General features: G+C 65.0%; 17 protein-coding genes. 5 read left to right on the top strand and 12 right to left on the bottom strand.

Going from position 1 to position 20,616, the window contains the following annotated elements; translation table 11 throughout:
- Positions 1 to 2 precede the first annotated feature (2 nt).
- Complete coding sequence (locus BLU17_RS23325; RefSeq protein WP_092001996.1) at positions 3 to 845, top strand: HpcH/HpaI aldolase/citrate lyase family protein; 843 nt, start codon at positions 3 to 5, stop codon at positions 843 to 845.
- 79 nt (positions 846 to 924) lie between these two features.
- Here the strand turns inward: BLU17_RS23325 and BLU17_RS23320 are convergent, their stop codons facing one another.
- From BLU17_RS23320 to BLU17_RS23295, 6 genes are all read right to left on the bottom strand, one after another.
- Complete coding sequence (locus BLU17_RS23320) at positions 925 to 2,163, bottom strand: porin (protein WP_092001948.1); 1,239 nt, start codon at positions 2,161 to 2,163, stop codon at positions 925 to 927.
- Positions 2,164 to 2,309: 146 nt separating this feature from the next.
- Entirely contained in the window at positions 2,310 to 3,812 is a 1,503-nt protein-coding gene (locus tag BLU17_RS23315) for an aldehyde dehydrogenase (protein WP_092001944.1), read from the bottom strand.
- Positions 3,809 to 5,365: a monocarboxylate uptake permease MctP gene (mctP, locus tag BLU17_RS23310; protein ID WP_245746987.1), complete on the bottom strand. Its 1,557-nt coding sequence runs from the start codon at positions 5,363 to 5,365 to the stop codon at positions 3,809 to 3,811. Before mctP ends, BLU17_RS23315 begins: the two co-directional genes overlap by 4 nt.
- Positions 5,362 to 5,604, bottom strand: a complete 243-nt coding sequence (locus BLU17_RS23305) for a DUF3311 domain-containing protein (RefSeq protein WP_092001941.1) — start codon at positions 5,602 to 5,604, stop codon at positions 5,362 to 5,364. The genes mctP and BLU17_RS23305 overlap by 4 nt, the downstream gene beginning before the upstream one ends.
- A 55-nt stretch (positions 5,605 to 5,659) precedes the next feature.
- A complete protein-coding gene (locus BLU17_RS23300; protein ID WP_092001938.1) occupies positions 5,660 to 7,291 on the bottom strand; it encodes a thiamine pyrophosphate-binding protein in 1,632 nt (543 codons plus the stop codon).
- Between the two features lie 71 nt (positions 7,292 to 7,362).
- A complete protein-coding gene (locus BLU17_RS23295; RefSeq protein ID WP_092001934.1) occupies positions 7,363 to 8,301 on the bottom strand; it encodes an SMP-30/gluconolactonase/LRE family protein in 939 nt (312 codons plus the stop codon).
- 235 nt (positions 8,302 to 8,536) lie between these two features.
- Between BLU17_RS23295 and BLU17_RS23290 the strand changes: the two genes are divergently transcribed.
- Complete coding sequence (locus BLU17_RS23290; protein WP_092001931.1) at positions 8,537 to 9,781, top strand: alpha-hydroxy acid oxidase; 1,245 nt, start codon at positions 8,537 to 8,539, stop codon at positions 9,779 to 9,781.
- Between the two features lie 152 nt (positions 9,782 to 9,933).
- Positions 9,934 to 10,755: a GntR family transcriptional regulator gene (locus tag BLU17_RS23285; protein WP_176929176.1), complete on the top strand. Its 822-nt coding sequence runs from the start codon at positions 9,934 to 9,936 to the stop codon at positions 10,753 to 10,755.
- Between the two features lie 17 nt (positions 10,756 to 10,772).
- Here BLU17_RS23285 and BLU17_RS23280 read toward each other — a convergent pair whose 3' ends face one another.
- Genes BLU17_RS23280 through BLU17_RS23270 form a run of 3 tightly spaced genes read right to left on the bottom strand, consistent with a single transcriptional unit; the run spans position 10,773 to position 13,549 of the window.
- Positions 10,773 to 11,291: a cupin domain-containing protein gene (locus BLU17_RS23280; RefSeq protein ID WP_092001925.1), complete on the bottom strand. Its 519-nt coding sequence runs from the start codon at positions 11,289 to 11,291 to the stop codon at positions 10,773 to 10,775.
- 21 nt (positions 11,292 to 11,312) lie between these two features.
- Complete coding sequence (locus tag BLU17_RS23275; protein ID WP_092001923.1) at positions 11,313 to 12,272, bottom strand: amidohydrolase family protein; 960 nt, start codon at positions 12,270 to 12,272, stop codon at positions 11,313 to 11,315.
- Complete coding sequence (locus BLU17_RS23270; protein ID WP_092001920.1) at positions 12,269 to 13,549, bottom strand: MFS transporter; 1,281 nt, start codon at positions 13,547 to 13,549, stop codon at positions 12,269 to 12,271. The genes BLU17_RS23275 and BLU17_RS23270 overlap by 4 nt, the downstream gene beginning before the upstream one ends.
- 261 nt (positions 13,550 to 13,810) lie before the next feature.
- On the opposite strand from BLU17_RS23270, the gene BLU17_RS23265 reads away from it, so the two are divergent.
- Together BLU17_RS23265 and BLU17_RS23260 are read left to right on the top strand one after the other, a co-directional pair.
- A complete protein-coding gene (locus tag BLU17_RS23265; protein WP_092001917.1) occupies positions 13,811 to 14,560 on the top strand; it encodes an IclR family transcriptional regulator in 750 nt (249 codons plus the stop codon).
- Between the two features lie 534 nt (positions 14,561 to 15,094).
- Entirely contained in the window at positions 15,095 to 15,409 is a 315-nt protein-coding gene (locus tag BLU17_RS23260; RefSeq protein WP_143189324.1) for a hypothetical protein, read from the top strand.
- A 323-nt stretch (positions 15,410 to 15,732) separates the two neighbouring features.
- On the opposite strand, the gene BLU17_RS23255 is transcribed toward BLU17_RS23260, so the two are convergent.
- The 3 genes from BLU17_RS23255 to BLU17_RS23245 all read right to left on the bottom strand — a co-directional run bounded on the left by BLU17_RS23255 (position 15,733) and on the right by BLU17_RS23245 (position 20,547).
- Complete coding sequence (locus BLU17_RS23255) at positions 15,733 to 16,761, bottom strand: porin (protein WP_092001993.1); 1,029 nt, start codon at positions 16,759 to 16,761, stop codon at positions 15,733 to 15,735.
- A gap of 126 nt (positions 16,762 to 16,887) precedes the next feature.
- Positions 16,888 to 19,389 carry a glucose/quinate/shikimate family membrane-bound PQQ-dependent dehydrogenase gene (locus BLU17_RS23250; RefSeq protein ID WP_092001911.1) on the bottom strand — a complete coding sequence of 834 codons (2,502 nt, stop codon included), beginning with the start codon at positions 19,387 to 19,389 and terminating at the stop codon, positions 16,888 to 16,890.
- A 54-nt stretch (positions 19,390 to 19,443) separates the two neighbouring features.
- Positions 19,444 to 20,547: a porin gene (locus BLU17_RS23245; protein ID WP_245746986.1), complete on the bottom strand. Its 1,104-nt coding sequence runs from the start codon at positions 20,545 to 20,547 to the stop codon at positions 19,444 to 19,446.
- Between the last annotated feature and the right edge of the window lie 69 nt (positions 20,548 to 20,616).

Raw genomic sequence — 20,616 nt, 5'->3', positions numbered from 1 at the left:
CCATGTCCAATTCACCTTCCGACACACACGACGAACCCCGCTCCTGGCTCTTCGTACCGGGCGACCGCCCGGATCGCTTCGACAAGGCACTGGCTGCGGGCGCGGACGCCGTCATCGTCGATCTCGAAGACGCCGTCGCGTCGCAAGACAAAACACGCGCACGCGACGCCGTCGCGACATGGCTCGACACTGGCGCAGCCGGAGGACGTCGCGCCGTCTACGTGCGAATCAATGGCGCCGAAACGGCGTGGTTCGCCGACGACGTCGGCGCCTTCGCCGCCCATCCCGAGGTGCGCGGCATCATGCTGCCCAAGGCTGCCGATACCTCGGCGCTCGGAGCGGTACAGGCGCGCGCTCGCGCGGGCCTGCACCTCGTGCCGCTGCTCGAATCGGCCGCGGCCTTTGCGGCGATACACGAAATCGCCTCGGCGCCCGGCGTCGAGCGGCTCGCGTTCGGCACCGTCGACTTTCAGGTAGACACCGGTATCGGCGGGGACGGCGAAGAGCTGTCGTACTTCCGTTCGCTCATGACCTTCGCTTCGCGTGTGGCCGGCATCGGCAGTGCTGTGGATGGCGTGACCACCACCATCGACGACGCCGAGGCCATCGAAGCCGCCGCAAGGCGCGCGCGGCGCTTCGGCTTTGGCGGGCGCCTGTGTATCCACCCGCGCCAGATCGCGCCGACGCATCGCGGTTTTGCGCCCGCCATGGAGGAGCGCGTCTGGGCGCAACGCGTGATCGATGCCGCCGACGCCAGTTCGGGATCGGCAACGGTGCTCGACGGCAAGATGATCGACGCGCCCGTGATCCAGCGCGCCCGGCTCATTCTTGCGGCCGCTCGCTGAGCGGCTCAGCATTCGACGTGACTCCAGAAATGGGAGAAGGCGGCCGGAGAACCGGCCGCCGTTCACACAGCGCTCCAGACTAGAAGCGATGGGTAATGCCAACGCGCACAGCGATCTGGTGATTGCTCGCCGAAGGGGTTTGCCCGGTGATATAGGTCACCGCCGGCTGACCGAACGAATCGGTTCCGCTCGCGTGCTGGTACACGACGATCAGATAGGTATCGGTGCGCTTCGAGAGGAAGTAGTCGGTGCCCGCCTGAACCTGGTGATAGAGCGCCACGCCGCGGTTGTCCGCGCCGCCCGCGTGCGTATACACGTAAGCGAGCCCGCCAAGCCACGCCGGGCTGATCTGATACTTGAAATTCGCCTCGACATTGTCGAACGACGCATTGCCCGAATAGCCCAGCGGATTCGGCCCGGAGTTCGACCCAAGACCGCGGAACTGCACATTGGAGTAGTTCACCCCGAACGTCGCGCTGCCCAGTTGATACGAGCCGGCGGCGCTGACGATCTGCGTCGTCGAGGCCGATGCATAGCCTGCGTAGATCGGGTTCGACTGCGGCGAAGTCGCAGAACCGAGGCTGCCAAGGTTATTGCTGGCAGCGGTCGTGCCCGCATTGGGGTTCGTGCCGTAGAAGGAAAGGTTCGGGTTGCGCGCGTTGAGATAGCCCACTCCCAGGCCAAAGGGCCCGGCGTAATACGACGCGCCGAGCGACCACACCTGATCGCGGCCCACTGAGCCGGGCACACCGCCGAAGCTGTAGAGACCGCCGAAACGCAGTCCGTGATATTCGGCGCTGGCAAACTTGACGGCGTTATTGATGCGGCGTGTGTTCAGGGTGTTATCCACGTCGCCTGCATGCGCTCCGAGGTAGCCGGCCCAGATCGCGCCGGACTGGAAAAGCTGCGTATAGTCGACGACCGAGTCGTACTGCCGCCCGAGCGTCACCGTACCGTAGGGATTCTGCAGTCCGACATACGCCTGCCGTCCGAATTCGGCCCCGCCTTGCGCCAGTGTTCCATTGCCGATCGCAAAGCCGTTTTCGAGCACGAGAATCGCCTTCAGGCCACCGCCCAGATCTTCGGTTCCCCTGAGGCCCCAGCGGCTGCCGCGAATGCCGCCGGTCGCGCCGTCCTGAAGCGAGTACTGATTGGCGCCCTGCAAGCCGTTGGCAGTGCGTCCGGTCTGAGCGTTGCTCGTGTAGTTGAGGCCTGCGTCGATCACGCCATAGAGCGTGACACTGCTTTGCGCGAACGCGAACGGCGTGCCCGCCAGCGCGCTAACGGCTGCGGCAATCGTCAGTCTTCCAAACTTCATTTAAGTCTCCTTTGGTAAATTCGTTATCCTTATTTATTTCAATGAAATGATTCCATTCCGGATCGCTCGGACAGCGGCCTGGCCTGTCCTCGTTGCAATGGCCAACACGGGACGCGCCTCGCGCGAGGCGCGTCCCGCGCACGGCGTCAGGTGCGCAGCACGAACGGATCCTGCACCTCGTCGCCGAGTTCGCACCACACGCTCTTGGTCTGCAGATATTGCTCGATCGCCTGTGCCCCGTTGACACGGCCCACGCCGCTCGCCTTGTAGCCGCCAAACGGGGAGTTGAAAGCCAGCGCGCGGTACATGTTGATCCACACGGTGCCTGCCTCAAGCCGCTTCGCGAAGGAGTGGGCCCGCTGGAGATTGCACGTCCACATGCCCGCAGCAAGGCCGAAGCGCGTGCCGTTCGCTTCGGCGAGGACTTCCTCGTCGTCGTCGAACGGCGTCACGCAAAGCACCGGACCGAACACTTCCTCGTTCATGATGCGATTCGCGCGCGTTGCGCCGCCGAAGATGGTCGGTTCGAAGAAAAGGCCGTCTTCGTAGCCGGGCACGGTCGCGCGCCTGCCGCCGCATAACAGCTCGGCGCCATCCTCCTGCGCGTGGCCGACCATGGTCACGTCCTTGTTCAACTGGGCCGAAGTCGCCACCGGGCCCATCTGCGTGTCGGCCAGGAGCGGATTGCCGAGCCGGATCTGCCGCGCGCGCGCGACCAGCCGCTCGACGAACGGCTCATAGATCGAGCGATGCACATACGCGCGCGAACCCGCGATGCAGGTCTGACCGGCCGCCGCAAAAATGCCCGCCAGCACACCGGCTTCGGCCTGATCGAGCCGCGCGTCCTCGAACACGATATTCGCGCTCTTGCCACCCAGCTCGAGCGTGCAGCCCGCCAGCCGGCTGCCCGCTTTCGCGGCGATGCTGCGGCCAGCCGGTTCGCTGCCGGTGAAGATGATCTTGGCAACGCCCGGGTGCGTGACGAGGGCGTCGCCCGATTCGCGCGCGCCCGTCACGACGTTGATCACACCGGCCGGTATGCCGGCCTCTTCCGCAAGCCGCGCAAGCTCGAACGCCGACGCGGACGTGACTTCCGAGGGCTTGAGCACGACCGTGTTGCCCGCTGCGAGCGCAGGCGCCATGCTCATGATCGTGATGAGCGTGGGAGAGTTCCACGGCACGATCACACCCACGACGCCAAGCGGTTCGCGCAGCGTGTAATTGAGCACGCTCGGGCGTTCCAGCGGAATGACCCTGCCTTCCACCTTGTCGGCCAGGCCGCCGAAGTAAAACAGCCAGTCCTTCACGATCTTTGCTTGTGCCTGCATTTCGGCGAGCAGCTTGCCGTTTTGCTCTGTCTCCAGCGTGGCGATCGCCAGCGCGTGCCCGGCGATCTTCTCGCCCCACGCAATCAGCAGGCGCCCGCGCGCGCTTGCCGAAAGCCGCCCCCACGGTCCCTTGAGCGCGGCGCTCGCGGCGAGCACGGCATCGTCGACATCTGCCGCCGTCGACAAGGCGAACGTGCCCCACTCGCGCCCGGTCGTGGGATTGATCGAGAGGAAGCTTTCCCTTTCGCGCGCCGCGACGTGCCGGCCGCCAATGTAGTTGCCGTAGCGCGGGCGACCGGCCTGCGGATCGATACTGTTCATACACCCTCCATGGTTTTCTTCGTGCCGCTGCCCGGCTGGCCGTCATCGCTCGATCCCGCCGGGCGGAGAATTCTCAAGCGCGCGCTAACCACCCACGCCACAGCAATGTTCAGAATCAGCGCCCAGATGGCCGAGTAAAGCGGAACCGTATAGCCACCGAACTGGAGCGGATAGACCGACGATTTGAAATGCATCTGCGCGACCATCCACGTTCCGCTGGCAAGACCCAGCACGAGGCCGCCCAGCAGTCCCCGGTGATCGAACTTGCGGCCGAAAAGACCGAAGAGCACGGCCGGGAGCGTCTGGATGATCCACACTCCGCCGAGCAACTGAAAGTCGGTGGCGTAGTGCACGGGAAGCGCGAAAATGATCGCCACCGCGCCGATCTTCACGACCACGGCGACGAGCTTCGACACGCGTGTTTCGTCTGCGCCCGTCATATGCGGATTGACGAACGCACGATGCACGTTGCGCGTATAGAGATTCGCGGCCGCGATCGACATGATGGCCGCAGGCACCAGCGCGCCGATGCCGATTGCTGCGAACGCGAGCCCTGCCAGCCACGACGGGAAGAAGTGCAGAAACAGCGCGGGCACCGCGAAGTTCGCGCCATACGCCGTGAAAAAGCGCGCGAACTCAGGCATGTCGCGCACGCCCGCCGCGATCGCCATGTAGCCCAGCAGCGTGATGAAGCCGAGCAGCAACGTGTACATCGGCAGCAGCGCCATGTTCCGGCGCACGGTATTGCCGGATTTCGACGAGAGCAGCGCCGTGGCGGCGTGAGGATAGAGCACCGCCGAAACTGCCGAGCCGATCGCGAGCGAAACGTAGACGCTGTACTGATCGAGACTTGTCGCGGTGGGCGAGTGCAGCAACAGCTTCGACTGCGGCACGGCCGCGAAGATGTGCTCGAATCCGCCAAGCTGCCCCGGAATGATGATCGCGGCCGCGATGACCGTCACGTAGATCAGCATGTCTTTCACCACCGCGATCAGCGCCGGTGCGCGCAGTCCGGACTTCCACGTATAGGCGGCGAGCAGCGCGAAGGCGATGGTCAGGGGAATATCGCCCGCAATACCCGTCGTATCGAAACCGAGCGCGCCGATCGCCACTTCGAGACCGACCAGCTGGAGCGCGATATAAGGCATCAGCGCGACGATCCCCGTTACGGCAACGGCGAGCGCGAGCGTCTTGCTGCCGTAGCGCGCGTGCACGAAGTCCGCCACGGTCACGTAGCCGTGCTGTTTCGCGATGTTCCAGAGCCGCGGGAATATGATGAAGATGAACGGGAACAGCACGATGCAGAACGGAATGGCGAACATGCCCATTGCGCCGGTGCCGAACGCAAGCGCCGGAATGGCGACAACGGTGAACGCGGTGAACAGGTCGCCGCCCAGCAAGAACCAGGTCACGACGGTGCCGAACTGGCGGCCGCCCAGTCCCCATTCGTGCAACTCGTCGAGGTTGCCGCGCCGCCATCGCGCGGCCATGAATCCAACCACTGTCACGAACAGGAAAAGCGCAACGAACACCGAGGTGGCGACGACGTTCATGGCGTTTCTCCGTCTTGCGGCATCGTCGAGCCGCAGTTGGGCGTGAGGCAATAGACAAGCCCCGTCACCAGCGCCCCGACAATCACGAATAACAGTTGCGACCAGTAGAAGAACGGGATGCCCCACAGACGGGGCTCCACGCGGTTGTAGAGCGGCACGCCAACGACCAGCGCGAGCGGGACGAGGAAGGCCCAGTACCAGCCGGCCCTGGACCTTCCGGCAGCGGATGTGCGATTCATGAAGTCTCCTGTTTGTTCCTGTTTGTTATTGACCGTATGCCTGCGTTCGAGTCGTTCAGCCGCGCAGCGCCTTCGACTGCTCCAGATAGCCGCCCGGATCGACCTGCGCGTCGATGAGCACGGGCCCTCGCGCTTCCCACGCGCGCTCGAGCGCGGCCTCATACGCCTCGGGCGTCGAGACGGACCAGGCCGGCAAACCGAAGCCGCGCGCGATCGCGGCAAAATTCTGGCGCGGCCAGTCGACGCCGTCGCGCGTCATCCCGCGCCCTTGCTGCTTGATCTGGATGAGCGAGAGTGTCGAATCGTTGAATACCACGATGCAGAGTTTTGCGCCCACCCTGGCCGCTGTGGCCAGTTCGCCAATGCACATCAGCAAGCCGCCGTCGCCCGTGAAGGCGATGACCTGCCGGCCGGGCGATGCGAGACTCGCCGCGATGCCGGCCGGCAGTGCAAACGCCATCGACGCCAGGCCGTTCGATATGAGCACGTCCGCGCCGCGCCGCGCGCGCCAGAACGCCATCGCGGAGAACATGTGCGCGCCCGCGTCCACGGTCACGCGCGCGTCGAGATCTTCTGCGCTCGCGTACGCGCGGGTCACGACCTGCTCCGGCGTGAGTCCCGAGCCATGCCCGGCGTAGGCAAGGCGCGCGCGCATGCGCGCCTTGTGTCGCGCGATCTCGCCCGGCTCCCAGCCAGGCGCGCGCCCCGCGTCCGCTAGTGCGTCGAGCGCGGAGGCAATCGGCGAACGCACCGTGGCGCGCGGCACGACGTAATGCGGCCGATGCTCGACGGGCCCGATATCCAGCACCGGCGCGTCATATCCCCATGGCCGCCCGATCAGCTCGACAGGGTCCAGCCCGCACAGCACGATCAAGTCGGCACTTCCGACGCATTCGCGCTCGAGCGCCCCGCCCGTGAACAGGCCGACCGAATGGGCGGCATCGTCGGGCACGACACCTTTCGCTTTATAGGTCGTGAAAAGCGGGCAATCGAGCCGCTCGACGAACGCGCGCAGCTTCGATGCGACTTCGGGCAGCCGGGTTTCGAGGCCAGCGATGACGACCGGGCGGCGCGCCGACTCGATCAGCGCCGTTGCCGCCGCGATTTCGTCGTGCCGTGGCGCGGCATTGGCATCCTTTTGCGGCGCGGCCGTATCGCCAGTCGTTGCGCACGCATCGAGTGTCCTGCGCGCATTCTCGCCCGTCAATTCGATGTATACCGGTCCCCACGGCTCGGTATGGGCAAGTGCAATGAGGCGCTCGATCTCTGCTTCGACGCCGTCGCCTTCGAGGCGCGAATGCGCCTTGACGAGCGGGCTGAGCAGCGCGCGCTGATCGAATACCTGGTGTGAATCCGTTTGCGCCTGCCGGCTAGTCCAGCCATCCGTAATCAGCAGCACCGGCGCGCGGTCGAGGCTCGCCTGGGCGATGGCGTTGGCGACGCTTGCCGTGCCCGGCCCCTGCGTCGTCACGACAATCGAGAGGCGACCGCTCGCCTCGGCTTCGGCGGCCGCCATCATGCCGGCCGCGGCCTCCGTATGGGCCAGCACGAACGGGACGTCGAGCGCGGCGAACGCCTGGATGATGTCGAGGCTGCTGCCGCCTCCGGGCACGCCGTAAATGCGGCGGACGCCATGACGCTTGCCCGCGTCGGCGATAAGTTGTGCGATGTTCTTTGGCGATTTCATTGAATCGAAGTCTTGCGAAGTGACGAGCGCCCGACACGGGCGCCCTGGTTTGCGGCGCTGGCGGCGAGCGGTTAGTGTCCCGGCGCGTGAGCCGCGTCTTCCTCGGCGTGCGAGTACATCCGGGCGCCGGCGACCGGCGTATCCGCCACCAGAATCGAGCAGCCCTGTGTAATGAACAGGCGCTTGTTCTGCGGTCCGCCGAACGCGCAATTGGTTGTCATGTTGCCGTGCGCGGAATTGATGCGCAGGACGGGCTCGCCGGTCGGGCCGAAGATCCAGACCGCGCCAAGGCCGACGTGGCAAACGGCCAGCGACCCGTCGGCGGCAAGCGCAACGCCGTCCGGGCCGCCGCCGCCCGACATCTGCACGTAGACGCCGACCTTCGTCACCAGGCCGTCACGCACAAGCGGCACGCGCCAGATTGCGTTGTCGCGCGTCACGGCGAGAAACACCGTATTCGTCTTCTCGTTCAGCACCAGCCCGTTCGGGCTCGGCACGTTGCCCAGCAGGCAGTCGAGGCGCCCGTTGCGATCGAGTCGATACAGCTTGCCGGTTGCGTCGTGCAAGCCCGTTTGGCCCTGGTCAGTGAAATAGACGTCGCCGTTCGACGCGAACACGAGATCGTTGAGCCCCTTGAATCGCTGCACGAGCGCGCGTTCGAGGAACGGCTCGATCTTTCCCGTGGCGGGATCGAACACCATGAGGCCGTTCTTGCAGTCGGCGATAAAGGCCCGCCCGTCGCGATGAAACTTCAGGCCGTTCGGCTCGCCGTCGTATTCCAGTTCGCAGCTCACGCGCGCGTCGGGCGTGATCTTGAACAGGCGCCCCCAGGGAATATCGACGACCCAGAGATTGCCCTCGCGATCGAACGACGGCCCTTCGAGGAATGCCGGCGCGTCCGCGCCGTGAAGCTGCACGTCCACCCACGTCGAGCGACGGCCCTTAACGTGAAATTCGGAAGGTATCCGTACGAACTCTTCGGCTTGAACGGCAGGAGGCGGTGCGAACATGAGATGTCCTCAGAAAGGAAAGTTGATGATCGATTGAAAAGCTGTACGTACATGTTAGTTCTATCGATGCATCCAATCGCATTGGGATAAACACCTAAATGTTCTTTTTATTGCGGCTTAATTACGAGCGTGACAGAATTCACTCACCAAACACTCAGTTCTTATACGTACAGGTCGCCGGACTTCGGCGAGATCAAAACGACCGCATCCGATGCGATTCTTCCTGAGGCAAACCATGAAAGTTCACAAGGCTTTGAGCATCGACGACCTTCGCAAGCTCGCGAAAGCGCGTCTTCCCAAGGTAATCTTCGACTACCTCGAAGGGGGAGCCGAAGACGAGGCTTGCCTCGACTCGAACGCTGCCGCCTTCGCGAGGCACAAATTCATTCCGCGCTATCTCGTGGACATTTCCCGCCGCGATCAGTCGGTGAACCTGTTCGGGCAGACCTACGCTTCTCCTTTCGGTATCGCGCCCACCGGCATGATTGCGATGGTGCGGCCCGACGCGGACCTGATGCTCGCGCAGGCGGCCGCGCAGGCCGATGTACCGTTCGTGATCTCGGGCGCGAGCACCGCGTCCATCGAGGAAATTGCTCGCGTGGCGCCCAAATCCTGGTATCAACACTACCCATGCCGCGACGAAGCGATGGCGAGCGATCTTTTCAGGCGCGTGGCCGACGCCGGGCTGATGACGCTGGTGGTCACCGTCGACGTACCGTTGCATTCCAAGCGTGAGCGCAACATCCGCAGCGGCTGGGTGAGGCCGTACAAGCCCACGCTGCCGGTCATGCTGGAGGCCGCGCGGCATCCCGCGTGGGTGATCGAATACCTGACAAGCGGGCTGCCGTATATGGAGAACTACCGCCGCTACGCGCCGCCCGGCACGAACGCGCGTGCGCTCACGAGCTTTTACGCGGAGCAGGTGCCGACCGCGCAGTCGTGGCAGACGATCGAGCGGATCCGCAGCGAATGGAGCGGGACGCTCGTGCTCAAGGGCATCATGCATCCCGACGATGCGCTGAAAGCAGTCGCCGCAGGCGTCGACGGCATCATCGTGTCGAACCATGGCGGCCGCCAGCTCGACCGTTCGATCGCGCCCGTCGACGTGCTGCCCGAGGTCGTGGCGGCGGTAGGCGATCGCGTCACGGTCATGCTCGACAGCGGCATTCGCCGCGGCGCGGACATCGCAACCGCGCTGTGCCTCGGCGCGCAGTTCACGCTTGTCGGGCGCGCGCCGGCCTATGGCGTGAGTGCGGGTGGCACCGAGGGCGCGCTGCGTGCGCTCTCGATCCTTCGGCAGGAACTCGATCTCGTCTGCGGCCAACTGGGTTGCCCGCGCGTGAGCGAGCTGAATGAAGCCTGGCTGGAGTCGGCGCGCGGTAACACACCGACCGCGAAGCCAGTCGAAGCCGCCTCGACTGCTCCTGCGCCAGCGCCGCAAACGAACCGCACCGAGGCTCGCGCGGTGGTCACGAGCTAACGCGAGACACAAGCCGATGCCGGAGCGACGCGCGCCGAAACGCACCGGCCGTGCGCTCGAACACGCCAGCGCGACCACTTTGGCGAACCGGCCGGAACGACGCGCCCCTCGTGGTAAAGTTCCACAGCGCCTTTTCGGCAAGGAGGAAATCGTTGGGTCAGCGCACAGCATCATCGGCCGCCAGAGCAAAGAGCGAACGCGCAACGGGAGCACGCACCCCGGAAAAACGCGCGGGCGGCGCCAGGGCGCGTTCGGAGCCGCTCTATGTTCAGGTCGTCTCCACCCTGAAAGAGGAAATTCTCAAAGGCGTTCATCCGGTCGGCACGCAGTTGCCTTCCGAGGATCTGCTCGCCGATCGCTTTTCGGTCAGCCGCCATACGATTCGCGAAGCGCTGCGACGGCTGCGCGATGACGGCCTGATCGCGTCGCGCCAGGGCGCCCCGACCACCGTCGTGCGCCCCGCCGCTGGCAGCGGTGCCTACGTTCACGAGATCGATTCGATCAACGACCTGTTCTCGTTCGTGTCCGCGCTGCAGTTCCAGATCGATTCCGTCGAGGTGGTGACGGCGAACGCCGCGCTCGCGCAGCAGCTTGGCGCGAACGTGGGCGAAAAGTGGCTGCGTATCGAAGGCTTTCGCTTTCCCGCCGATGACAAAACAGCCGCCTGCTGGATGGAAGTGTTCGTTCATGAAGACTATGCCGGTGTCGCGCGCCTGCTCGCCCACAACAAGGGGCCGATCTTCGAGCTGATCGAAACGCTTTATGGTGAGCGCATCGTCGAGGTGGAGCAGACGCTTCGCACTTCGCCAATGCCCGCGCAGGCGGCGGCCACGCTGCGCACCGAGCCGGGCGAAACGTCGGTCGAAGTGATCCGCACGTTCCGGATCGCCTCGGGCAAGACCGCCGAAGTGTCGATCGCCCACTATCCCGCCGACAGCTTCACGTTTTCCATGACGTTGCGCCGAACACGCTGACGTGTAGCCCGAACGACTCAGGCGAACCAGCGGTCGCCAAGGATCAGCGGTACCTCTTTGTTCGCTTCGGAAAAGCCATCAAGCGGCAGATTGTCGATACCGACGCGCGCGAGCGGGTCGGTCGACGCATCCGCCACGGCTCCGACACGCAGCATGACGAGCGGCTCGCGTTCGTCCGCACAGAACGAATAGAACGAGCCGCGCGGCAACAAAATACCCTCATTCTTCGACACGACCCGCACTTCCCCGTTGGGCCCTCGGAAGGTCGCGCTTCCTTGCAGGATGTAGAACAAGTGATCTTCGTTCGTGTGCGCGTGCAACTCGTTCTCGCCGCCGCTCGCGTACGTCTTCAGGACCACGCTGAGCGTGCGCGTCGCGCCCAGCACGATGTTCGTGCGGCCCTGCTCCGGCAACTGGGCGCAGGCATGGAAGCAAGTCGGCTTCGTGCGCTTTTCCAGCTCGGCCATCGCGCTGAGCCATTCGGCTGTGCTGCGGACGATGGTGGAAGAAGACGGGGCGGATTCGAAGGTTTGCATGTCCTGGCTCCTGAATGAGATTCACTCGGCGGCCGATGTGCCGCAGTTGCCGACGCCATTGGCGCAGGCAAGGTCGTCGTCGAAGTCATAGAGCCTCGCCGGATTGTCGACGAGGATGCGCTGCCGTAGTGCAGGGTCGGGCGCCCACTCGCCCAGCAGGCTCAAGAGTTCGCCGTCGTTCACCGCGCAGGGCGGGTTGATGCGCGTGAGGTCCGGCTTGCCATGATGCGAGGCGTCGGGGTGTGGCCAGTTGCTTGCCCAGACGACGCGATCCGCGTTGGCCGCAATGAACGCGCGGGCAATCGCGCCAAGGCCGGTGCGATCCGCGTCGCTTTGCATACACAGGTATGGCGCAGACAGCTTCACGTAGAGGCGCCCCTCGCTCATCAGCCGGAAAATGGCTTCGAGGCCGGGCTGCGCCAACCCTTCGCCAGCGCGCGCTCGCGCGAAGTGATCGAGCACGACGGGTACATCGAGCGCGGCGATCGCGCTGCTCAAAGCGGCGACAACCTCGAGCCGGCTATAGATCTGCATATGCCAGCCGCGGCCCGCAATCTGCCGCGCGGTATGTCGCAATAACGCGCCGCACCGCCCGGGGTCGCTTTCGCCCAGCATCTCCAGATTCACACGCACACCGCGCACGCCCGCAGCGTGAAGCGCGTCGAGTTGCGCGCTCGACGCGTCGCCGTCTATCACCGCGACTGCTCGTGCCCGCCGCCGCCCCATCGCCTCGACCGCATGCAAGGTCGCCGAGTTGTCTGCCCCGTACACGCTCGGCTGCACGATCACCACGCGTTCGAGCCCCTGGCGTTCGAGCAGTGCGCAGAGCTCTTCGACACCCGCAAACGGCGGCGTATATTTTCTGGCTGGCGAAAATGGAAAACGCGCATCGTTCGGGAACACGTGCGTATGACAGTCGCACGCGCCGGGCGGCATGGGAAAACCGATATCCGCCATATCGCAGCCTGTGCGCTGATTCATTGCAACGGCCGCCCTTTTGTCTCCGGCAGCATGACCGCCATCACCACCGAAATGGCATAGGCGAAGCCCGCGAAGATCGCGATCGCGCTGCCGAGTGACGACGATTCGCTGAGAAAGCCGACCAGCGCAGGGAATAACGCACCGATGCCGCGGCCAAAGTTGTAGCAGAAGCTTTGGCCCGAAGCCCGCACGTGCGAGGGATACAGCTCACTCAGATAGGCGCCCATGCCGGAGAAGACGCCGCACGATGTCACACCGAGCGGGAAGCCCAGGACAAGCATCTGCGCATCGGTCAGCGGCAGTTTCAGATACACATACAGGCACACCGCCGCCGCCAGCGAAAAGGCGATAAAGGTCCGCCGCCTGCCCCACAGATCCGCCAGATACGCGCCCGCGATGAATCCGCAAAACGAACCGACGATCAGCACCATCAGGTAGCCGCCGGTGTTGAGGACGGAGAGATGGCGTTCGACCTTGAGAAACGTGGGGAGCCAGGTCGACATTGCGTAATAGCCGCCCGTAAGCGCTGTGCAGAGCGCCGAGGCCTTGAGGGTCGTCATGGCGAGCGGCGGCGAGAAAATCGCCAGCAGGTTCGACTTTTCGCCGGACATTCTTTGCTTCGCGCGCGCGTGAAGAAAGATGTCGGGCTCTTCGACGTTGCGCCGCACGAAGAGCACGATCAGCGCGGGAAACACGCCGGCCCAGAACAGCGAGCGCCAGGCTAGCTGCTCTGGCAGAAGGGAAAACGCCACGCTGTAGGCGATCGCCGCCGCACCCCAGCCAAGCGACCAGCCGCTTTGCACGAAACCCACGGCCTTGCCGCGATCTTCCGAGCGGACGGTTTCCGCGATCAGGACCGCGCCGATCGCCCATTCGCCGCCGAAGCCCAGGCCCTGAAGGATGCGGAGCGCAAGAAGCTGCTCGAAGTTCTGCACGAAGCCGATCAGGATCGTACACATAGAAAACCAGAGAATGGTCGCCTGCAGCATTCGCACGCGCCCAAACCGGTCGGCGAGCATCCCCGCAATCCATCCACCTACCGCCGATGCGAGCAAGGTCGCCGTGCCGACCAGCCCGATCTTCCCCCTGTCGATGGCGAGGCCGCGCGCAAGCGCCGAAATCACGAAGCTGAAGATCATGAAATCGAACGCGTCGATAGCCCATCCTCCGAAAGAGGCCGCGAACGCCTTCTTGCCCCGCGGGTCGAGGCGCGCGATCCAGGCCGGGGTCCACCATGAACTCGACTGCGGCAATTCCTGCGTTTTCGCCAGCTTCATTTCGCTCTCCGTGAAGGTCCGGCACAAAGCGCCACCACTGAGGCGCGGCTCTCTGACGCGCGTGGCAGCGCACTTGAACACGGCTACCGGCGGAGTTATTATTCACACACAAGAACAAATTGTCCCCAGGTATGAACCCCTAAGCGTTTTGGCACGCCCGGAAATTAAGGTCCTCAACGAAAATGTCGATGCAGTTATCGAAAAGCGGCGACGGTAAACTGCGTACAACCTCCCCAATTCAATTGAAAGAGTGAACCATCGATGGTCAGGCAAGCCGCCCAGGTACTCGAACTGCTGGAGTTTTTCGCCCAGATCAAGCGCCCCGCAGCGCTCGCGGAAATCTCCGAAACGTTGAAGTGGCCACGTTCCAGTACGTTCAATCTGCTCTCCACGCTGAAGTCGCTTGGCTATCTCTATGAGCCACGTCCGAAGGCGGGCGTGTACCCATCGCCGCGCTGGACGGAACTGCTTGACGCCATCCGCATCGGCGACACCCCGCCGCTCGAAATGGAAGGCTTGCTCGAACACCTCGCTAACGCGACGGCCGAAACCGCTGCTCTGGCGGCGCCGAATGCCGGGCAGGCCATGTTCGTCGGCGTGCGCGAGTCGCCTTATCCCGTTCGCTTCACGACGCAGGTCGGCAACTGCGTCCCGCTGCATGCCACGGCAGCGGGACGCGCACTGCTCTCGCAGCGTCCTCGCGCCGAACGGCTCGCATTTCTCAGGAGAGCGGAATATATCCACTACACGGCCAAGACCCTCATGACGCCGGACGAAGTCGAGGCGGAAATCGAGCGGTCCGTCGAGCAAGGATGGTTTCTCGGTATCGAGGAATACTCGCCGGGCCTCATGGGGATCGCCATGGCACTCCCGCTGCCAGGCCGGCACTACGCACTGCTGATTTCCGGCCCGACCGACCGGCTCGGTTCACGCGTGCAGGAGGTGGTCGATTTGATGCGCAGTGCCGTGCGTGAAATGCTCGGTGTCGAGGTGGGGGCCGCGCAGGCGTAGAACCGCAGAGGCGCATGACCATGACAGCGTTGGGCGCGCCTTCTGCCGGCTTCGGCACAGTGACATCCGTCTTGCTGGCTTTCCTCGCATCGAGCGTAGACGACTATGGCATGTTGGCCTGCCCGTACGCCGGGCCACAGGCCCGCATTCGCGACAGCCGGCCTCGCCTTGCCGATCTCGGTGTCAAGGCTCATGGGCCTTGTCCCGCTTGCGCTTGGCGTAAATCGGTTGGTGGCCAATTACAGATCGTGTAGCGCGACAGATGTCGAAAACGCCGACGCCTACCCGCGCATTCGAGCGGAGGGAATGATCCGCCGCGTGTCTTGCCTTGTGCCCGTCCTCTTCGCGTAGAGCCTCGACAATGTGGCGCTCTACGCGCCGCTGTTCATGCAACGCGGATGGCCGCCGCGCCCGCATCCGCAGCCATGATCCGGGAAGCGAGGTAAAAGCGCGTCGATTGGTGTTAACAAAAGAAACCCGACCCGGGCACACCTCCTGCGGCTCCCACATCGTGACGTCTCACAGGAGAGCCCAATGACCTCCGCCCGTTCGTCCGGGCGACCAGCCCGCACCGATCTGCGCCCCGAGCCAACCCGCGCCCAGCGCATGGCCGTCTGGCTCGGCCTTTGCGCCGTACCGCTGATCTGGCTGCTGCACCTCGCGCTCGGCGTCACGCTCGTTTCGACGGCCTGCGCCGACGTCGTGGCGCAAGATGCCCCGACATGGCGCGACACGCATCGCATTCTGGGCATCGCTTCAGTCTGCGCGCTCGGGGGTCGCGATCGTCATCACTTTCGCGGCAGGCCGCGCCTGGCGAAAAATTGCCTACGCCTCGAAGGAAAAGCGTGACGCACGCGGCTTCATTGCGTGGTGCGGCGCGACCGCTTCCGTGGCCTTCACCTTTGGACTCGCCTTTTCGACCTGCATTCTGATCGCCGTACCGATCGAGCGCCTCTGCGTGGCCTTCGACTAGCGCGATCGCCCGCGCGGGCGCCGGGTGTGAACTGTCCACATAGCCGACGATGGTTTCGACGCGTTGCTCGACGCGTTCGGCAGATCGACCGCGCGCTGCCCCCCCTCTACCGCTACTTTCGTTGCCGTCGGCAAGCAGGTAACCGCAATCGCTTGCCGATTCCAGGGGTATGCGGCGGGAGTCGACACTATCCGGCCGGTTAGAATCGATCGATCACGCCAATCTGAACGCCGCGCACCGGCGCGCCAGGCCACGAAGGCGGCAGGCCCGTGACGTTCACACCGCGCAGCGTGAACGCCGCCTGGCCGTGATTGCGCAGCCATCCCGCGCTCGCGTAGAGCAACACGCGCTTCGACAGATCGTACTCGCAGGCCGCGCTGAACTGGTCCGCGTCGTCGTCGCCGCCCGAGCGGTCGCGCAGCCACGTATAGCCGAGCGACGCGCGAAAGCGCGACGTCACCGCATAGCGCGCCGACACCGAAATGCCGTCGTTGTGATAGCGCGGCGTGCCGCCGTCGCCGTTGAAATACGCGAGAAAACCCGTGAGCGCACCGAATACGTACGAGACGCCGCCAAGGTTCGCGCGCAAGGCGCCGTCGCCGTTCTGCTGTTGATGCGCATACGAGATGCGAAACGGCCCGCGCCGCCACGCGAAGGTTTCGACCGTGCCGGAGAGCCCGTTGCCGTCCGTGGACGGGTCGCGCAGCGAGGCCATCAGCGTGGTCGAAAAGCCGTAGATTTCGGGCGAGAGATAGGTGATCGCATTGCTTTCGTACGGCGTGATCTTCGAAAGATTGTCGAGGCCCGACGCGATGGTCCCCGCACCGAACGCGTCGAGCTGGCCCTTGAACGGAATGTAGATCGGCGAATATTGCCGCCCCACGCGCACCGCGCCCCACGGCGTGCCCACGCCTATCCATGCCTGGCGGTTGAAGACCGTGCCGGCCACGGCCAGGGTACCGTCGGCGGAGCCAAAGCCGTTTTCGAGCTCGAACAGCAGCTTGATGCCATCGCCGAGGTCTTCGACGCCGCGCATTCCGAAGCGCGAGCCGCGATACGCGCCCGAGTCCATGCGCGCGACCCATCCCGCGCCCGGATTGGTGATTTCGATGCTCGTATCGAGCGCCCCATACAGCGTGACTGAACTTTGCGCGTGTGCGCTCGTCGTGTGCGACATGACGATCGACACGATCGCCCAGGCGCGCGCCGCGCGCAATGTTCGGTTCATACAGGAATAGCGAATGAAGCGCGCGAACGCGGCGGTGCAGGCTGCATGAAAAGCGGCAGGCGCCATGCGCGCGCCTGCCGCCACCGGAAGAATCGCGAAACCGCAAGCGCCCGGCGCGGCGTGCCGTCACTGCTTCGGCAGCGCGTAGGCAATCACGTAGTCACCGAGCTTCGTGCCGAACGAGCCGTGCCCGCCCGCCGCGATCACGACGAACTGGCGGCCGTTGACCGCGTACGTCATCGGCGTGGCCTGGCCGCCGGCGGGCAGACGCGCCTGCCAGAGCCGCCTGCCGTCGTTCACGTCGAACGCGCGCAGGTAGTTGTCTGCGGTCGCGCCGATGAAGATCACGCCGCCCGCCGTCACCATCGGGCCGCCCAGCATCGGCATGCCCATCCTGAAGGCCAGCGGAATCGGCGAGCTGTCGCGCGTGGTGCCGATGCGCTTTTTCCAGACGATCTGGTTGGTCTTGAGATCGATCGCCGAGATGTAGCCCCACGCGGGCTGCTTGCATGGCAGGCCGAGCGGCGACATGAACGGGTTGAGCGTCACGCCGAAAGGCACGCCGTATTGCGGCTGGATGCCCGCCTCCGTGCCGCTGCCCTTCGCCCCCGGCTGCGGCTCCTGCGGGTTGCCCGCCCCGCGCGGAATCAGCCGCGAGACGAAGGGCAGCGCGATCGGGTTCGCCACGGCGATCTGCCGGTCGGTGTCGATGGCGAGCCCGCCCCACTCGAACATGCCGAGATTGCCCGGGAACACGAGCGTGCCCTGCAGCGAAGGCGGCGTGAACGTGCCTTCATAGCGCAGCTTGTGGAACATCACGCGGCACACGAGCTGGTCGTACATCGTGGCGCCCCACATATCGGCGTCCGTGAGGTTCTTCGACGGCCGGAACGTGAGCTGCGAAAACGGCTGCGTGGGCGAGACGCGGTCGCCGGGCGCGGCGCCCTGCGGCACCGGCATTTCGGGCGCGGGCACGACAAGCGCGCCCGTGCGGCGGTCGAGCACGAACAGGTTGCCGGTTTTCGCGGGCGCATATACCACGGGAACGGTCTTGCCGTCCTTGTCGGCGATGTCTGCGAGCGTGGGCTGCGAGGGCATGTCCATGTCCCAGAGGTCGTGATGCGCCGTCTGGTAGAACCACGCGAGCTTGCCCGTCGAAGCATGCAGCGCGAGCAGGCCGCTGGCGTAGCGCTCCATATCGGGCGTGCGGTCGCCGCCCCAGATATCCGGCGTCCTCACGCCCATCGGCAGATAGACGATGTCGAGCTTCGGATCGTAGGCGGCCGGGGCCCACGAGTTCGGCGAGTTCCAGGAGAAGTGCTCGCCCGGGCCGGGCATCCTGTTCGGCTCGGCCGCGCCCGGATCGAACGCCCACAGCAGCTTGCCGGTTCGCACGTCGAAGCCGCGTATCACGCCCGAGGGCTCGCGGTTCGAGAAGTTGTCCTCGACCGCGCCCGCCACGACGATCACGTTGCTCGTGACGATGGGCGGCGACGTGGGTTCGTACATGCCCGGCGTCGTCACCGGCATGGCATGTTGCAGATCGAGATCGCCGTTATTGCCGAAGCCCGCGCAGCGCTCGCCCGTTAGCGCGTCGAGCGCGTAGAGATGGCCGTCGTTCACCGGCAGCAGGATGCGTCGCGAGCACGCGCCGTTGGCGGCGGGCGCGGCGGCGGCCATGGTTTCGCTGGCGGGCGCAGCGGCTTGCGTGTCGGATGCGGCTTCGCTTGCAGGCGCGGCAGCCTCGAGCGCCGAAGCGGCCGCCGCGGCTGTCGTTGCCGCCGCATCGCTCGCGGGCGCCGCGCTCGCCGAAAGATCGATGAACGACACGCCCCGGCAAGTGACGTGCTGGAACGACGGATCGGGCTGAAGCTTCGGATCGAACTTCCATTTGAGCTCGCCTGTCTGCGCGTCGAGCGCGAACAGGATCTGGTGCGGCGAGCACAGGTAAAGCAGGTCGCCGATCTTGATCGGCGTAACTTCGTTGGTGATCTCGACCGGATCGTTGGGCCCTTTCACGTCGCCCGTGCGGAAGGTCCAGGCGACCTGGAGGTTGTGCGCGTTATCGGGCGTGATCTGCTGCAGCGGCGAATAGCGCGTGCCCTGTTGATCGCGGCCATAGGCGGGCCACTCGGAAGGCTGGATGCCTTCCGGGTTCGGCGCGGGCGTGGCCCTCACGGCCGCCAGCGAGCCGTTGACCTGCTGCGGATCGTTGAAATGCGCATAGACGAGCACGGCGCCCCAGACGAGAAGCCCGACCACGAGCGAAACCACCCCGAACTGGCGCGGGCGCTCGAGACGCCAGCTCATGAGCACCAGCAGCCACACGCCGAACACCACGAGCACGCCCGAGCGCGGCACGAGCGCCCAGAAGTCGGGACCCGATTCCCAGAGCCCCCATATCGCCGTGCCGATCAGCACGATCGCATAGAGCACGAATGCGGTGGGGCTCGCGCGCCAGAGCAGCCAGGCGAAGATGAGCAGCACGACGCCGGTCACGACGTAATACGGCGAGCCGCCGAGCGAGACCAGCCACGCACCGCCGACCAGCAGATAGATCGCGGTGAGCAGCGTGAACAGCATGGAGATGACGCCGATGACGCCCAGCGGTTTCGATAGTCTGGCCATGATCTCAACCTTCCTCGAAGAATGCCGTATGCGAAAAGCGGCAAAAACGTTGACTCAGAACAGATGCATCATGCCCACGTAGGCGCCCGTCTGCGATTCCCCGGACATGGGGCTGGTCGGCGCGCTCGCGTCGCGCGGCGTGGCGAATACCGAAAACGTGCCGTTCCCGCTGTTGTCCACATACGCGACCGTGCCGTAGAGAAACGTGCGCGCACTCGGGTTACAGGTCGTGCCGAGCGCGTAGAGCGTGGCGTGGCTCGCGGGGTCGTGCGCGACGTCGCCGCCGCCCTCGCCCACATGAATATAGAAGCCCGCGGCCGTCACGGCCCACCTCGGCGTGGCTTGATAAGTCGCGCCGAGCCAGTAGTGATCGGCGGTATCGGAAATGCCGGGGGGAGAATCGGGCGCGGAGTAATGCGTGTACGCGGCCTGGATCTTGAACTTCCGCACGCGCAGGTTGCCGCCCACGAAGTATTCGCGCGAAGCCGTGAAGATGTTGGAGAAGCGCCCGCTCGAATCGCGCAGTTCGTCGTAGATGCCGCGCACGTCGAAAAGCGGTGAATGGCAGGAGAGCATGATGCCGTCCGAACGGCCGAACTCGCCCTCTGCGCCACTGTTGAAGGCACCCGGCTGATTGCCGAACGCATATTGTCCCTGCACGTCGAAGCCATTCCACACGGGGCTGTGATATTCGACGTTGTTGCTCGTTTGCTGCCAGTTGCGGCCGCGCACGAGCGAGGCCGACGACACCGCCTGCTGAACGAACGGGTCGAACGCCCACACGCCGTCGCTGTCGATGAAGAGATTACGGCCGGCTTGCAGTTGCCCCCACGTCTCGCTCTTCAGGCCCACGTAGGCGCGGCGCGAAAAGAGCCGGCCGCCACCCGTGGTGCCGTTCATGATCTGCAATGCGGTTTCGAGGTTGAAGATCGCGGCGGTGCCGCCGCCGAGGTCCTCGGTGCCCTTGAAGCCCAGCATGCTGGTGCCCCAGTCGCCGCCTTCGGCGCTCCAGCGGCTCGAGCTGCCGCCGTTGCCGTTCGCGATGTGGTTGAGGTATTCGATGCCGCCATCCATGCGGCCGTACAGCGTGATACTCGTTTGTGCGCTCGCGGCCGGACTGGCGGCAAGCAGCAGCACTGCGCCAAGCGTCGTTTTCACGTCAACTCCCTGTGGAGTCTTCTTTCTTGGTCCGGCCCGTGCCGGGCGAATAACGTGCAATGACGCGCA

Origin of the sequence: Paraburkholderia lycopersici (assembly GCF_900096975.1) — a bacterium.
Classification (GTDB): domain Bacteria; phylum Pseudomonadota; class Gammaproteobacteria; order Burkholderiales; family Burkholderiaceae; genus Paraburkholderia; species Paraburkholderia lycopersici.
The sequence above is the reverse complement of the archived record's forward strand: the minus strand, read 5'-3'. Positions and strand labels throughout refer to the sequence as shown.